13 protein-coding genes are annotated in these 14,950 nt (G+C 72.3%); 7 read left to right on the top strand and 6 right to left on the bottom strand.

Annotated features, from left to right (window positions below; all coding sequences use genetic code 11):
* Window positions 1-37: 37 nt before the first annotated feature.
* Both LXM90_RS05620 and kdgD read right to left on the bottom strand, forming a co-directional pair.
* Complete coding sequence (locus tag LXM90_RS05620) at window positions 38-1,393, bottom strand: MFS transporter (protein WP_020090743.1); 1,356 nt, start codon at window positions 1,391-1,393, stop codon at window positions 38-40.
* A 97-nt stretch (window positions 1,394-1,490) separates the two neighbouring features.
* Window positions 1,491-2,405 (bottom strand): 5-dehydro-4-deoxyglucarate dehydratase, encoded by a 915-nt coding sequence (gene kdgD, locus LXM90_RS05615; protein WP_042673399.1) that lies wholly within the window; start codon window positions 2,403-2,405, stop codon window positions 1,491-1,493.
* 107 nt (window positions 2,406-2,512) lie between these two features.
* Here kdgD and LXM90_RS05610 point away from each other — a divergent pair, with 107 nt between their 5' ends.
* Both LXM90_RS05610 and LXM90_RS05605 read left to right on the top strand, forming a co-directional pair.
* Window positions 2,513-3,415, top strand: coding sequence for a LysR family transcriptional regulator (locus LXM90_RS05610; protein WP_020090745.1), 903 nt, complete (start codon window positions 2,513-2,515; stop codon window positions 3,413-3,415).
* Between the two features lie 110 nt (window positions 3,416-3,525).
* Complete coding sequence (locus LXM90_RS05605) at window positions 3,526-3,813, top strand: MTH1187 family thiamine-binding protein (protein ID WP_020090746.1); 288 nt, start codon at window positions 3,526-3,528, stop codon at window positions 3,811-3,813.
* A 152-nt stretch (window positions 3,814-3,965) separates the two neighbouring features.
* On the opposite strand, the gene LXM90_RS05600 is transcribed toward LXM90_RS05605, so the two are convergent.
* Window positions 3,966-4,139: a metallothionein gene (locus LXM90_RS05600; protein WP_020090747.1), complete on the bottom strand. Its 174-nt coding sequence runs from the start codon at window positions 4,137-4,139 to the stop codon at window positions 3,966-3,968.
* Between the two features lie 156 nt (window positions 4,140-4,295).
* Here LXM90_RS05600 and LXM90_RS05595 point away from each other — a divergent pair, with 156 nt between their 5' ends.
* Together LXM90_RS05595 and LXM90_RS05590 are read left to right on the top strand one after the other, a co-directional pair.
* On the top strand, window positions 4,296-6,614 hold the full coding sequence (locus LXM90_RS05595) for an FdhF/YdeP family oxidoreductase (RefSeq protein WP_026604554.1): 2,319 nt from the start codon (window positions 4,296-4,298) through the stop codon (window positions 6,612-6,614).
* A 45-nt stretch (window positions 6,615-6,659) separates the two neighbouring features.
* Window positions 6,660-8,030, top strand: coding sequence for a pentapeptide repeat-containing protein (locus tag LXM90_RS05590; RefSeq protein WP_205833820.1), 1,371 nt, complete (start codon window positions 6,660-6,662; stop codon window positions 8,028-8,030).
* A 21-nt stretch (window positions 8,031-8,051) separates the two neighbouring features.
* Here the strand turns inward: LXM90_RS05590 and LXM90_RS05585 are convergent, their stop codons facing one another.
* Both LXM90_RS05585 and selA read right to left on the bottom strand, forming a co-directional pair.
* A complete protein-coding gene (locus LXM90_RS05585; RefSeq protein WP_020090750.1) occupies window positions 8,052-8,522 on the bottom strand; it encodes a MarR family winged helix-turn-helix transcriptional regulator in 471 nt (156 codons plus the stop codon).
* Window positions 8,523-8,645: 123 nt separating this feature from the next.
* The gene (gene selA, locus LXM90_RS05580; protein WP_020090751.1) at window positions 8,646-10,100 is read right to left on the bottom strand and encodes an L-seryl-tRNA(Sec) selenium transferase; all 1,455 of its coding nucleotides are present in this window, start codon (window positions 10,098-10,100) and stop codon (window positions 8,646-8,648) included.
* A 190-nt stretch (window positions 10,101-10,290) separates the two neighbouring features.
* On the opposite strand from selA, the gene LXM90_RS05575 reads away from it, so the two are divergent.
* From LXM90_RS05575 to LXM90_RS05565, 3 genes are all read left to right on the top strand, one after another.
* Entirely contained in the window at window positions 10,291-11,721 is a 1,431-nt protein-coding gene (locus LXM90_RS05575) for a mannose-1-phosphate guanylyltransferase/mannose-6-phosphate isomerase (protein WP_026604556.1), read from the top strand.
* A gap of 125 nt (window positions 11,722-11,846) precedes the next feature.
* A complete protein-coding gene (locus tag LXM90_RS05570) occupies window positions 11,847-12,860 on the top strand; it encodes an SDR family oxidoreductase (RefSeq protein WP_234081977.1) in 1,014 nt (337 codons plus the stop codon).
* The gene (locus LXM90_RS05565) at window positions 12,861-13,784 is read left to right on the top strand and encodes an alpha/beta fold hydrolase (RefSeq protein WP_020090754.1); all 924 of its coding nucleotides are present in this window, start codon (window positions 12,861-12,863) and stop codon (window positions 13,782-13,784) included. It begins immediately after the preceding gene.
* 36 nt (window positions 13,785-13,820) lie between these two features.
* Here LXM90_RS05565 and LXM90_RS05560 read toward each other — a convergent pair whose 3' ends face one another.
* Window positions 13,821-14,783 carry a phytanoyl-CoA dioxygenase family protein gene (locus LXM90_RS05560; protein WP_020090755.1) on the bottom strand — a complete coding sequence of 321 codons (963 nt, stop codon included), beginning with the start codon at window positions 14,781-14,783 and terminating at the stop codon, window positions 13,821-13,823.
* Between the last annotated feature and the right edge of the window lie 167 nt (window positions 14,784-14,950).

The raw sequence follows: 14,950 nt of genomic DNA, 5'->3' as shown, positions 1-14,950 counted from the left end.
CGGGGCCGGACCGGCCGGGGCCGGTCCGGCGTGCGGGTCAGTGGGCCTTGAGCTCGACGCGGCGGATCTCGCCGACCACCACGAGGTAGCAGAAGCAGGCGACGAGGGCGTTCAGGCCGACGAAGACCAGGGCGCCGTTGAACGAGCCCGTGCTCTGGACGATGTAGCCGATCGCGATCGGCGTGGTGATACCGGCGGTGTTGCCGAAGGTGTTGAACAGGCCGCCCGAGAGGCCGCCGCTCTCCCGCGGGGAGGTATCGGCGACGACCGCCCAGCCGAGCGCGCCGATGCCCTTGCCGAAGAAGGCGAGCGCCATCAGGCCGACCACCAGGGCGTCCGCCTGGACGTAGTTGCAGCCGATGATGCTCATCGACAGCAGCATGCCGCCGACGATCGGGATCTTGCGGGCCGCCGTCAGCGAGAAGCCGCGGCGCAGGAGCAGGTCGGAGATCACGCCCCCGAGGATGCCGCCGATGAAGCCGCAGAGCGCCGGCAGCACCGCCGCGAAACCGGCCTGCAGGATCGACAGGCCGCGCTCCTTGACGAGGTAGACCGGGAACCACGTCAGGAAGAAGTAGGTCAGCACGGTGATGCAGTACTGGCCGATATAGATGCCGAGCAGCATCCGGTTGGCGAGCAGCTGGCGCAGCGTCCGGCCGGCATCGCCCTGCTTGCTCCGGCTCTGGCCGTCCATGTCGAGCAGGGCGCCGCCGGCCTCGATGTAGTCCCGCTCCGCCTGGTTCATCGACGGGTGGTTCTTCGGGCTGTCGACCACGCGCAGCCAGAGGACCGCGAAGGCGATGCCGAGCAGGCCCATGCTGGTGAAGACGTGGTGCCAGCCGAAGTTGTGGACGATCCACGCCATCAGCGGCGTGAACAGCACCGTGGCGAAGTACTGCGCCGAGTTGAAGAACGCCGAGGCCATGCCGCGCTCGCGGGTCGGGAACCACGCGGCGACGATCCGGGCGTTGGCGGGGAAGACCGGCGCCTCGGTGAGGCCGACGGCGAGCCGCAGGGCGAAGAGCAGCACCACGGCGGTCAGGCCGGTGAAGAAGCCGACGGCGCCCTGGACCAGCGTGAAGGCCGACCAGAGGGCGACGGCGGCGGCGTAGACCCACTTGACGCTGTAGCGGTCGAGGAGCCAGCCGCCCGGGATCTGGGCGAGGACGTAGGACCACGCGAAGGCCGAGAAGACGTAGCCCATCTGAACCGGCGAGAGGCCGAGTTCCTTGGCCATGTCGGGGCCGGCGATCGAGATGGTCGCGCGGTCGGCGTAGTTGATGGTGGTCGCGGCGAACAGCATCGCGACGATCAGCAGGCGGACGCGGGTGCGGCGACCCGCGTCGGCGGCGGCGAGCAGGGTGCTCGGCGCGCCGGTCGAACTGGCACTCATGGACGTTCTCCCAGGCTCGTCGCCGCCCGGTTGATCCGGGAGGCGGGTCGTGGCCGCCGTTGGCTCGGCGGGTCTGTCTTGGGTGTCGAGGCGGGGCTCAGCGGCGGTCGCCGATCAAGGCCGTCAGCTCGGCGCGCTCGGCCGCGTCGAGTTCGGTCAGCGGCGGCCGGACCGGGCCGGCGTGGCGGCCGACGGCGCTCATGCCCGCCTTGACGATCGAGACCGCGTAGCCGCGCTTGCGGTTGCGGATCGCGATGTAGGGGAGGACGAAGTCGCGCAGCTCCCGGTAGACCGCGTCGCGGTCCCGGCGGCGGACGCTGTCGTAGAAAGACAGCGCCCATTCGGGCAGGAAGTTGAAGATCGCCGAGGAGTAGGTGGTGACGCCCATCTCCAGGTACGGCAGCGCGAAGGTCTCGGCGGTGGGCAGGCCGCCCACATAGGTCAGGCGGTCGCCCAGAGCGGCGTAGACCCGGGTCATCAGCTCGACGTCGCCGACGCCGTCCTTGAAGCCGACGAGGTTCGGGCAGCGCTCGCACAGGCCGGCGAGCGTCTGCTCGTTGAGCTGGGCGTTGGCGCGGTTGTAGACGATGACGCCGAGCGAGGTCGCGCGGCAGACCGCCTCGATATGGGCGGCGAGACCGGCCTGCTCGGAGCCGACGAGGTAGGGCGGCAGCAGCAGGATCCCGTCCGCGCCGGCGGCCTCGGCGGCCCGGGCCATCTCGACCGCCAGGGCGGTACCCTGGCCGGCGGGGGCGATGACCGGGGTCCGGCCGCGGGTCTCCTCGACGGCGGCGCGCAGGACGCGGTCGATCTCGACGGGCGTCAGCGAGAAGAACTCGCCGGTGCCGCCGGCGGCGAACAGGCCCGAAACCCTGTAGTCGGCCAGCCGCCCGAGATTGTCCCGGTAGGCGGTCTCGTCGAAGCTGAGATCGTCGCGGAAATGCGTGACCGGGAAGGACAGCAGGCCGGAGCCCAGCACGCGCGCCATCTCGGCCGGGGTCATGCTCGCCATCGATTCTCTCCCTGGAACGCACCGTTCGGTGTCGCGTCCGGGGTTAGGCGCCGGCGTTAAATGCGTCCAACGTTGATTTTGGCTGGATTATCCCGGATCCTGCATCAATGTTCGATCTCGGCCATGCCCGCAGCTTCGTCGCCGTCGCCGAGGAGATGCATTTCGGCCGGGCCGCGGCCCGGCTGCACCTGACCCAGTCGCCCCTGTCGCGGCAGATCCAGATGCTGGAGCAGACGCTGGACGTGACGCTGCTGGAGCGGACCACCCGGGCGGTGCGCCTGACCCCGGCGGGCCGCACCTTCCTGGCCGAGGCCTACCGGGTGCTGGCGGCGGCCGAGAACGCCGCGCGCATCACGCGCCGCGCCGCCCTGGGCGAGAGCGGGGTGCTGCGACTCAGCTTCACCGCCGCCTCGGCCTACCGGACGCTGCCGCAGGTCGTTGCCCATGTCCGCCGGACGCTGCCCGAGGTCGACCTCGTGCTGGAGGAGATGGTCTCGGACGAGCAGATCCTGGCGCTGGGCGAGAACCGCACCGATCTCGCGATCCTGCGGCCGGCCCCGGTCCTGCAGGATCCGAAATCCGCGATCGCCACAGCGCCGCTGGCGCGCGAGCGGCTCCTGCTCGCGGTCCCGCGCGGGCACCGCCTCGCGGCGGCGCGCGCCCCGACCCTGCGGGACCTCGACGGCGAGGCCTTCGTGACGTGGTCACCCCGGGGCGGGCGCTACTTCATCGACCTGCTCGACCGGCTGTTCGAGGCGGGGGGCGTGCAGCCGCGGATCGTGCAGCGGGTGAACCAGGTCCACGCGATGCTGGCCCTCGTCGGCGCCGGCATCGGCGTCGCGCTGGTGCCGGGCAGCGCCCGGGGCAACAGCATGGCCGACATCCGGCTCCGGCCCATCGCCCTGCCGGCCACGACCGGGCCGGAGCTGTGGCTCGCGTGGCGCAGCGACAACGCCAATCCCTGCCTGCCCTCGGTGCGGGCGGCGGCGCTGGAGACCGGCGAGGCGTGACCGCCGGCGCCGGCCTGGAAAGTCGGTGCGGCCGGCGATAGGCTGCGCGCTCGCCCCGCTTCCGGTCGCGCAGCCGGCCGGGGCCGCCCCTCCCGGATCAGGCAGGCACCATGAGAGTTTCGGCCGACCTCTGCATCGTGCCGATGGGCGTCGGCCCGTCGGTCTCGCCCTACGTCCGCGAGCTCAAGGGGATCATCGAGTCGAGCGGGCTCACCGCCACGATGCATCCCAACGGCACGAACATCGAGGGCGAGCTGTCGGAGATCTGCGCGCTGGCGGAGCGGTGCGAGGCGAGGCTCGCCGAGCTCGGCGTCCAGCGGACCTTCTTCACGCTGATCTTCTCGACGCGCCGCGACAAGGACCAGTCGATGGCCGACAAGCTCGCCGCGGTCTCCTGACCGCGACCGCCGCGGCGCGTCATCCCGGGGTCGTTCTCCGAAGCCGCGCCGAATGAGGTGCAGGTCCCCGCTTGTGCGGGAGAGGGGCGCGTCGCGGCTGGCTCGACCGGTGACGCGTCCTCCGGACCGTCGCGACGCGACCGGGAAAAGCCCTAGCCGTGGCAGGCGCAGCCGGCGTGCTCGCAGCCGGCGTGATCCTTGTGGCCGTTCGCGCAGTCGTCGCAGCAATAGGCCTTGCCGTCCCGCGACACGGCCTTGGCGACCGGGATCACGCAGACGCAGTCCTGGCAGGCGCACTTCACCATCTCGACGTCGACGCTGGCCATGATTTCCTCCTCCGGCGGGACAGTCCGCATGTCGACGTTAGAGCCGCGGCGGCGGCGAGGAAACCCTTCTCCGGGCGCGGTGACGCGCCCGTGATCCCATTCGCCCGCTCGCGCGTTCCCCAGGTCCGGTGCTCGCTGCGCCGGGTGGAGGGCGCCATGGCCGATCAGAACACCGACGACGTCCGGATCGAGCCCTATGACGGGCCTGCGGGCGGCTGGGGCTCGGCCCGCTCCCTCGTCGAGATCCTGACCCGCGAGGGCGTGCCGGTCACCGGCTCGGCGATGCTGCTCAAGCAGAACAAGCCGGACGGCTACATGTGCACCTCCTGCGCCTGGGCGAAGCCCGCCAAGCCGCTGGCGTTCGAGTATTGCGAGAACGGCGCCAAGGCGACGGCCTGGGAGCAGACGCGCCGCCGCGCGACGCCGGACTTCTTCGCCGCGCACACGGTGACGGAGCTTCTCGGCTGGAGCGACTACGCCCTGGAGGAGCAGGGCCGCCTGACCCACCCGATGCGCTACGATCCGGCGACGGACCGCTACCGGCCCGTCGCCTGGGCGGAGGCCCTGGCCGAGATCGGCCGTGAGCTGAAGGAGCTGCGCGCGCAAGACCCGCGGTCGGTGGTGTTCTACGCCTCCGGTCGGGCGTCGCTGGAGACGAGCTACATGTGGGCCCTGCTCGCGCGGCTCTACGGCAACAACAACCTGCCCGACTCCTCCAACATGTGCCACGAGCCGACTTCGGTGGCGCTGCCGCAGTCGATCGGCGCGCCGGTCGGCACGGTGCTGCTGGAGGATTTCGAGACCACCGACCTGATCTTCTTCTTCGGCCAGAACGTCGGGTCGAACTCGCCGCGGATGCTGCACCCGCTCCAGGAGGCGCGGCGCCGGGGTGCGCAGATCATCACCTTCAACCCGCTGCGCGAGCGCGGGCTGGAGCGCTTCACCGACCCGCAATCGCCGGTCGAGATGCTCACCCGCTCGTCCACGAAGATCTCGACGCAGTACCATCAGGTGAAGGCCGGCGGCGACCTCGCGGCGCTCACCGGGCTGTGCAAGGCGCTGATCGCCCTCGACCGGGCCGCGGAGGCCGCCGGCCGGCCGCGGGTGCTCGACCACGCCTTCATCGCCGAGCACACCCACGGCTTCGAGACCTTCGTCGCCTTCTGTGACGGTCAGGACTGGGCCGCGCTGGAGCGGCGTTCCGGCCTCACCCGGACTGCTCTGGAGGCCGCCGCCGAGGTCTACGCCCGCGCGAAGGCGGTGATCGGCATCTACGGGATGGGCCTGACCCAGCACCGCAAGGGCACCGAGACCGTCCGGATGCTCGTGAACCTGCTGCTGCTGCGCGGCAATATCGGGAAGCCCGGAGCCGGGATCTGCCCGGTGCGGGGCCACTCGAACGTGCAGGGCCAGCGCACCGTCGGCATCACCGAGAAGCCGGAGCTGGCGCCGCTGGACAAGCTGCGGGAACTCTACGGCTTCGAGCCGCCGCGGGAGAAGGGCCTCAACACCGTCGAGACCTGCGAGGGCGTTCTCGACGGGCGTGTGAAGGCGTTCATCGGGCTCGGCGGCAACTTCCTGCGGGCCGTGCCCGACACCGCCCGGATGGAACCGGCCTGGCGGCGGCAGCGGCTCACCGTGCAGATCTCGACCAAGCTCAACCGCTCGCACCTCGTGACCGGCGCCGTCGCCTACATCCTGCCCTGCCTCGGCCGGATCGAGATCGACCGGCAGGCGAGCGGCCCGCAGGCCGTATCGATGGAGAGCTCCACCGCCCAGTTCCACGGCTCGCGGGGCGTGGCCGACCCGGTCGGACCGCACCTGCGCTCCGAGCCCTGGATCGTGGCGGAGATCGCCAAGGCGACCCTGCCGCCCAATCCCCGCATCGACTGGGATGCCTGGGTCGCCGACTACGCCCGTGTGCGCGACGCGATCGAGGCGACCTATCCGAGCGTGTTCCACGACCTGAACGGCCGCATGTTCCACCCGGGCGGCCTGCTGAAGCCGCTGGGCGCCCGCGACCGCAAGTGGGAGACCGACACCGGCAGGGCGAATTTCGCGGTCCCCGAGGGCCTGGAGGCCGATCCGGACCTGCCCGACCGGGGTCCGGAGGTGCTCGACCTCATCACGCTGCGCTCGAACGACCAGTTCAACACCACGGTCTACGGCTACGACGACCGCTTCCGCGGGGTGAAGGGCACCCGGGACGTGCTGTTCATGAACCGCCGGGACATCGCGCGGCTGGGGCTGAGGGACGGGATCAGCGTCGACGTGGCGACCGAGGCGGACGACCAGGTGACGCGGCGCGTCGGCGGGCTGCGGGTGATCGCCTACGACATCCCCGAGGGCAACTGCGCCGGATACTACCCGGAGTTGAACGTCCTGCTGCCGCTCTGGCACTACGACGAGCAGTCCAAGACTCCCGCCGCCAAGGCGATCACCGTGCGGGTGACGGCCGCGACCGCCGCACCCTGAGCGGAGCGTCTGGCGTCCGGTCGCGCCTTCCGGCAAGGAACGACCATGGAACAGGCGACTCCTCCCGACGCGCGACCGGACGCTCCGGTGGAATCGCGGCTGCGCGCGCTCGTCGGCCGGATCGCCGCCGGGGCGCCCCTGCGCGAGCCGGGCGCGGACCTGTCGCAGCTGAGCGCCGGGCCGGGCGCCCTCGCGGATGTGCCGGAGGCCGGCCTCGTCACCGACGCCGAATCCGGCGGCCTGGCGCTCGCCGGCGCGGACCTGTCCCGCGCCCGCATGGAGGAGGCCGATCTCTCCGGCGCGAACCTGCGCGGGGCGAGCCTGTCCGGCGCGGTCGGGCGCTCGACCCGCTTCACCGGGGCGATCCTGGAGGCGGCCGACCTGTCGGAGGCCGATCTCTCGGGGGCGGACTTCACCGGCATCGTCGCCGGGCAGGTGAAGTTCGCCGGGGCGATGCTGGAGGATGCCCGGTTCGGCCAGGCCGCGATGCGCTTCGCCGACCTGTCCGGCGCCCTGCTCGACGGGACCGACTTCGCCGGCGCCGATCTGTGGGGCGCGGATTTCTCCGGGGCGGACGCGGACGACACGGTCTTCCGCGGGGCGCGGCTCGACGAGGCCAAGCTCGCCGACGCCAACCTGACCCACGCGGATTTCGCCGAGGCCAGCCTGACCAAGGCGAGTCTCGCCGGCTCGCGGCTGCGGGGCGCGCACTTCACCGGCGCGAAGCTCGACGGCGCCGATCTCTCGGGGGCGGATCTCTCCGACACCGACCTCGTGCGGCTCAACCTCGCGACCTGCCGGCTGCGGCACGCGCGCTTCGCCGGCGCGTGGCTGAACGGCACGCGGATGAGCGTCGAGCAGCTCGGCGGCGCGGTCGGCGAGGAGGTGGCCGGCGCCTACGACGCCGCCCAGGCGAGCTACCTCGCCCTGGAGCAGAACTGGAAGAGCATCGGCAGCCACGACGCGGCGAGCTGGGCCTACAAGCGCGGCCGCCGGATGGGCCGGTTCCATGCCGGGCAGCAGGCCCGCGCCGCCTGGTCCGACCGGGACTGGTCCGGATTCCTGCGGCACGGCTATCGCTGGACCGCCGACCGCTTCGTCGAGTGGCTGTGCGATTACGGCGAGAGCCTGTCGCGCATCGCCCGCGCCTTCGCGCTGCTGATCGTGCTGTTCGGCGGGCTCTTCGGCCTGACGGGCGGCCTGTTCATCGTGGAGGGACCGGAGGCCGGGCCGACCTACAATCCCCTCGATCTCCTGAGCTACAGCGCGCTCAACATGATGACCGCGAACCCGCCCGAGATCGGCCTGAAGCCCACCGGCCGCGTCACCAACCTGCTGGTCGGCATCGAGGGCGGCGTCGGCATCATCCTGATGGGGCTGTACGGCTTCGTCCTCGGCAACCGCCTGCGGCGGTGACCCCGATCGCGTCCGGGCCGCTCAGTCGTTCACGCTGAGCCGCTCGATGACGAGGCTCAGATCCTTGCGCAGGGCGCGGATCTCCGGCTCGCTGAGTTCGAGCTGGCACATCACGCTCTCGCGGACCGAGACCGCGTCGGCGCGCAGGGCGGCGCCCTCCGGCGTCAGGGCGATCTCGACCTCGCGCTCGTCCGACTGGCGCCGGGTCCGGAGCAGGAAGCCCGCGCTCTCCAGGCGCTTGAGCACCGGTGTCAGCGTGCCGGAATCGAGGCGCAGGCGCCGGCCGATCTCGGAGACCGTGACGCCGTCCTGTTCCCACAGCACCAGCAGGACCAGATATTGCGGATAGGTCAGTCCGAGCCGCTCGAGCAGCGGCCGGTACGACTTGGTCATCCGATGCGCGGCAGCATAGAGCGCGTAGCAGAGCTGATTATCGAGAAGCAGCGGATCCGTCTCCGGCTGCGCCTCAGCCGTATCGGCAATATACGCCATATCGTTTGCCCATCGCGGTCCACGCACCGCCATTCTCGACCGCGACCGCGGGTTCGTCACCATACCATAACACGGGATACCGGCGCGCAAGCTCCGGTCGTCCGGCCCGTTCTCTTAACAACCCTATGGGGTTCGTCTCGGTGTTCGTCCCCCGCCCGCGACGGGCGGGAGCGCCGCCAGGCTGTCGAGGAAGCCGGCCTCGTCCTCGAGCGTCCGGAGATCGAGGCGGACGGCCTCGTCGCTGATCCGGCCGATCACCGGCACGGGGAGCCGGCGCAACTCCTCGGCGAGCTGCCGGCACCGGCCGCCCGCCCCGCGGCTGCCCGCCGAGGCCGGCGCCAGGACCAGGGCGGCGCTGGGCAGCGTCTCCACCGGCAATGCGCCGGATCCGATCTGGCTGATGCACTCGGCGACCGTGACCGCGGCGCGGCCGGCGAGCCGCTCCGCCACTGCGGGGGCGAGGCGCTCGGCCTGGGCGGCGATGCTGTCGCGGTCGCAGGTGAGGAGCCGCAGGGTCGGGAGCTCCGCGCGCAGCCGCTCCGGGTGCAGGTAGAGCCGCAGCACGGCCTCGAGGGCCGCGTAGGTCATCTTGTCGACGCGCAGGGCCCGCTTCAGCGGATTCTTTCGCACGCGGGCGATCAGGTCCTTCCGGCCGGCCACGATGCCGCACTGGACCGCGCCGAGCAGCTTGTCGCCGCTGAAGGTGACGACGTCGGCCCGCTCCAGGGCGGCGCGGATCGTGGGCTCGGGGGGCAGCCCGTAGGCCGCGAGGTCGACGAGGCTGCCGCTGCCGAGATCGTCCGCCAGCGGCACGCCGCGCTCCCGGCAGAGGGCGTAGAGGGCCACGGGATCGGCCGCCGCGGTGAAGCCCGCGATGGCGTAGTTGCTCGGATGCACCTTCATCACGAGGCCGGTGCGGGGTCCCAGGGCCTCCGCGTAGTCGCGCAGGTGGGTGCGGTTGGTGGTGCCGACCTCGCGCAGGCGGCAGCCGGCCCGCACCATCACGTCGGGCACCCGGAACGAGCCGCCGATCTCCACGAGCTCGCCGCGGGAGACCACCACCTCCTTGCGCATGGCGAGCGCGTTCAGCACCAGCAGCACCGCGGCCGCGTTGTTGTTGACCACCACCGCGGCCTCGGCGCCGGTCAGGCGGCAGATCAGGCCCTCGACATGGTCGTCCCGCTCGCCCCGGGCGCCGGTCTCGAGATCGAACTCGAGGTTGCTCGCCTGCACCATCACGGCGGCCACCGCCTCCGCAGCCGAGCGGGGCAGCAGGGCGCGGCCGAGATTGGTGTGCAGCACCGTGCCGGTCAGGTTGAAGACCGGCCGCAGCGACGGCCGGCGCTCGGCGGCGAGCCGCGCCGACGCCGCGGCCCGGATCGACTCCGCGTCCGGGACGGGGCCGCCCCCGGCCCGGATCTCGGCCAGCACCGCCCGGATCGCGTCCGTGAAGGCCGTCCGCCCGTAGGTCTCGAGCTCCGCCGGCGGCGCGCCGCCGACGAGGCGCTCCACCGCGGGAATTCGGCGCGGGGACGGCGCCGGGTCGTCGGCCTGCTGGGTGGGGACGGGCGCGTTCATGGCAGGCCAGAGATAACCATCCCGGTGCACGGAGCCAGCCCGTCGACGCGCGGATAATGCGCGCAGGTTGTTCCGGTCCCGGCCCGACGGTAAGGGCAGATCCTGAAATCGGCGCCCGAGAGTCCATCGCACCCGCGCGGGGCGGGCTCGGCCGCGCCGACCCCGCCGAGCCCTCTCGGGAGACGTCACCATGTCCCGACCTTCGATCCAGATCCACCCGATGATCCTGTGCGGGGGGACGGGGACGCGGCTGTGGCCGGCCTCGCGGGAGAGCATGCCCAAGCAGTTCGCCCGGCTGGTCGACGCCGAGCGCTCGACCTTCCAGGCGACGCTGGCGCGGGTGTCGGACGCCACGGTCTTCGCCACGCCCACCGTCATCGCCTCGGCCGAGGCCCGCTTCATCGTCGCCGAGCAGCGCGACCAGCTCGGTCTCTCCGCCGACATCCTGCTCGAGCCGCAGGGCCGCGACTCCGCCGCCGCCGTGGCGGTGGCGGCGCTGCACGCCGCCGCCAGCGACCCGCAGGCCGTAGTGCTGATCATGGCCGCCGACCACGTCGTGCCCGACACGGCGGCCTTCGTCGACGCCGTGCGGCGCGCGGCCGCCGGCGCCCAGGCCGGCTACACGATGACGCTCGGCATCGAGCCCGACCGGCCGGCCACCGATTACGGCTACATCCGCCGCGGCGAGCCGATCGCCGAGGCCCCGGGCGCGGCCCGCGTCGCCCGCTTCGTCGAGAAGCCCGACCGGGCCGGCGCCGAGGCGCTGATCACCGACGGCGCCCTGTGGAACTCGGGCTACTTCCTGTTCCGCGCCGACCTGATGCTGGCCGAGCTGGAGGCGTTCGTCCCCGAGGTGCTAGCGGCCGCGCGCGCGGCCCTGGAGGCGGCGGTGACCGACCTCGACTTCGTGCGCCTCGACGCGGCGGCCTTCGCCCAGGCGCCCAAGATCTCGATCGACTACGCGGTGATGGAGCGGACCGCCCGGGCCGGCGTGCTGCCGGTGTCGTTCGCGTGGTCGGATGTCGGCACCTGGGACGCGGTCTGGCAGGTGCTGGACCACGACGAGGCCGGCAACGCCGTGCGCGGCCGGGTGTCGCTGATCGGCACGAAGAACAGCCTCGTGCACAGCCAGGGCGAGGGCCTGACCGCGGTGGTGGGCCTGGAGGACGTCGTGGTTGTCTCGACCCCCGACGCGGTGCTGGTGGCCTCCAAGGCGCATTCGGGCAAGGTGAAGGAGCTGGTCGGCGCCCTGCGGGCGCAGGGCGCCCCGGAGGCGGACGCGCACCTGCGGATGTATCGGCCCTGGGGCTGGTACCAGCGCATCGACCTCGGCGAGCGCTTCCAGGTGAAGCGGATCCAGGTGGTGCCGGGCGGGCGGCTGTCGCTGCAGAAGCACTACCACCGGGCGGAGCACTGGGTGGTGGTGCGCGGCACCGCCGAGGTCACGATCGACGAGCGGGTGGTGCTGGTCCACGAGAACGAGGCGGTCTACCTGCCGATCGGCTCGATGCACCGGCTGGCCAACCCGGGCAAGATCCCGCTGGAGCTGATCGAGGTCCAGGTCGGCTCCTACACCGGCGAGGACGACATCATCCGCGTCGAGGATATCTACGGGCGCTGAGCGCCCGGCCGGGCAGCCTGCGACCCGATCACCCGCAGGCGCGCCCGGAACATGCGGCCACCCCGATCGATAGCCTAGCGTGTGGCCGCTCCCGTGCGGCCGCGCCGCAGCGCTGGGGATACCGCATGAAGCACAAGCCGCTCCGCGAGCAGGTCATCGTGATCACCGGCGCCTCGTCGGGCATCGGTCTCGCAACGGCCCGGATGGCGGCCGAGCGCGGCGCCCGGGTGGTGCTGGCGGCGCGCAGCGGCGACGCCCTGGCGCGCATCCGCGCCGAGATCGAGGGCGTCGGCGGCAAGGCGATCGACGTCGTCGCCGATGTCGGCCGGCGGGCCGACGTGCAGGCGGTCGCCGACCGGGCCGAGGCGACCTTCGGCGGCTTCGACACCTGGGTGAACGTGGCCGGCGGCTCGATCTACGGCCGGCTGCGCGAGATCAGCGACGCCGACCACGAGCGCCTGATCCAGACGAATTTCTGGGGGACCGTCTACGGCTCCCTCGTGGCGACCGAGCACCTGCGCCAACACGGCGGCGCCCTCATCAACGTCGGCAGCATCGCCTCCGACCTCGCCTTCCCGTTCCAGGGCATGTACGCGGCCTCGAAACACGCCGTGAAGGGCTTCACCGACGCCCTGCGCATGGAGCTGATGGACGAGAACGCACCGATCTCGGTGACGCTGATCAAGCCCGCCTCGATCGACACCCCCCTGCCCCAGCGGGCGCGCAACTACATGGACCGCGAGCCGAGCCTGCCGCCGCCGATCTACCCGCCGGAGGAGGTGGCGAACGCCATCCTGCACGCGGCCGTCCACCCGCAGCGCGACATCTTCGTGGGCGGGGCCGGCAAGGCCTTCGTGGCCGGCAAGGAATTCGCGCCCGGCGCCTACGACTATCTCGGCCCGGCCATCATCGCGCTCCAGAAGCGCCGGAGCGCGCCCCGCAACCCGGACGGCGCGCTGCACTCGCCGGTCTCGGCGGGCGAGACGCGGGGCGACCCGCCCGTCCCGGTCATGCGGACCAGCGCCTATACCCGCGCGACCCTGCACCCCCTCGCGGCGGCGGCCGGCCTCCTCGGCGTCGGCGCGGCCACGGCCTTCGCGGTGCTCGGCACCTCGTCCGGGCGCCGGCGGCGCCTGTAAATGGCTGTCGCGACGGAGACCCTGCCCGGCCCCGCCCGACCGGCGCGGGAGGCCGGGACCGGCACCGAGGCCGATCCCCGGATCGTGCCGCGCCGGATCGTGTCCCTGGCCGACGACCGGACGATCGCCTACGCGGAGACCGGCGCCGGGTCGGACCTCGTGGCGATCCACGGCACGCTGATGTGCCTGGAGGACGTCTGGCTCGGGCCCGTGCCGGCTCTGGCCGAGCATTTCCGCGTGGTCGCCGTCGACCGCCCGGGCCACGGCTTCAGCCGCCGGCCGCGCGGCGGCGGCGCCGACATCTGGGATCAGGCGGCGTCCATCCGGGAGGCGGTGCGGCGCCTCGGCCTGGAGCGCCCGGTCATCCTGGGCCACTCGTTCGGGGGCGCCGTCGCCCTCGCCTACGGCATGCTCCATCCGAACGAGGTGGCCGGCATCGTCGCCCTGGCGCCGATCTGCTTCCCCGAGCCGCGGCTGGAGCAGGTGCTGTTCGGGCCGCGGGCGCTGCCCTTCGGCGGCGACGCGCTGTCGGCGTTCCTGGGCGCCAGCAGCGACCGGGCGCTGCTCCCGCTCCTGTGGAACGCGATGTTCTTCCCCGAGGCGATGCCGGCGCGCTTCGCGCGGGACTTCCCCTTCGCCCTCGCGGGTCGCCCGGCGCAGATCACCGCCGAGGGCGAGGATGCGGGCTGGCTCTGGCCGGGGCTCGCGCGTAGCGTCCTCGGCTACCGGTCCCTGCGCCGGCCCACCCGTATCCTGGGCGGCAGCGCCGACCTGGTGGTGAACACCGAGTTGCACGGCCGGCGCGCGGCCGGCCTGATCCCCGGGGCGCGATTCGAGTCCCTTCCGGGGGCCGGCCACATGCTGCACCACCTGCAGACCGACGCGGTCGTGCGCGCGGCCCTGGCGGTGCGGTCGGAGGCCTGACGGACCCGGTCACGAGCCCCGCGGGCGGGGCCTCCCTCAGCGGATGAGCGCCTTGATCTGCTGTTTGGCGCCCGCCTTCAACCGGGCCAGCCCGCCGCGGGCCTGCCGCTCGCGCTCCTGCCGCAGCGTGCGCTTCTCGGCGTTCCAGGGATGCTCGTGGCGGAGCGTGTGCTCCGGCGCGCGGACCCCGAAGCCGAGGGCGTAGGCGCGCCGCGGTCCGGCGCTGAGATTCGGCCCGGCGCAGTGCAGGGTCCGGCAATCGTGGAAGGTGGCGCCGCCCGCCGGGAGCGGACACGGGACCGCGCGCTCCACCGGAACGCCGAGGGCCTCGAGCCCGTGGATCCGCGGGTCGCCGCCGATGCTGCGATGGGGGAGGAGCGGCTCACGGTGGCTGCCCGGGACGTAGAGCATGCAGCCGTTCTCCGGCGAGACGTCCTGCAGGGGCATCCAGACCGTGATCGCCCGGTAATTCGTGTAGGCGGCGTAGAACGCCTCGTCCTGGTGCCACGCGGTGGCGGCGCCGATCTTCGGCGGCTTGCGGATCGCGTGCTCGAAGACGAGGGCCGCGCGGTTCCCCAGGAGCTGGCGCGACATGGCCTGGGCGTTGGCCCGGAACAGGATGTCCCGGAGGAGCGGCTCGAAGCGGGACGGGTTGAGTAGCTGGGGCGAGCGCGCCTCGCTGGCGCCGCGGTCGACGTCGACGAGGTCGAACAGGCTCCCGTCCTTCCAGCCGCGCGCCTCCTCGAACAGACGGTCATAGGCGCCGCGCAGGGTGTCGAGCTCCTCGGCGGTAGTGATCGCCGGGACGGTGACGAACCCGTTGCGCCGGAACGCGGCGATCTCGTCGTCGGTCAGGATCCGCGTCGGGACGCGCGCCTGCGCGCGATTACCCACGATCCAGCGGACGAGCCGCGACCGTGCCTCGGCCGCGCGGGCGGAGAGGCCGTTCCCGGCATCGGCGACGCCGAGCCCCAGGCGATCCGGAATCGTGACTGGCATCGCACTCTCCGCTTCGAAGTGATTCCGCGAAGATGCCCACGTCTATTCCGAGGCTTACAGTACCGATTCTTAGGTATGACTGAGCGTCACGGCCTCAGGCATTTGCCTTCAGCTTCATCATGAACCACCTCCGGTTGAGATTTCCGGTTGCAGCTCTTTCCGGGGCC

The sequence above is a fragment of the Methylobacterium oryzae genome, assembly GCF_021398735.1.
Taxonomy (GTDB): Bacteria; Pseudomonadota; Alphaproteobacteria; order Rhizobiales; family Beijerinckiaceae; genus Methylobacterium.
This window is presented reverse-complemented; position numbering and strand designations above follow the sequence as displayed.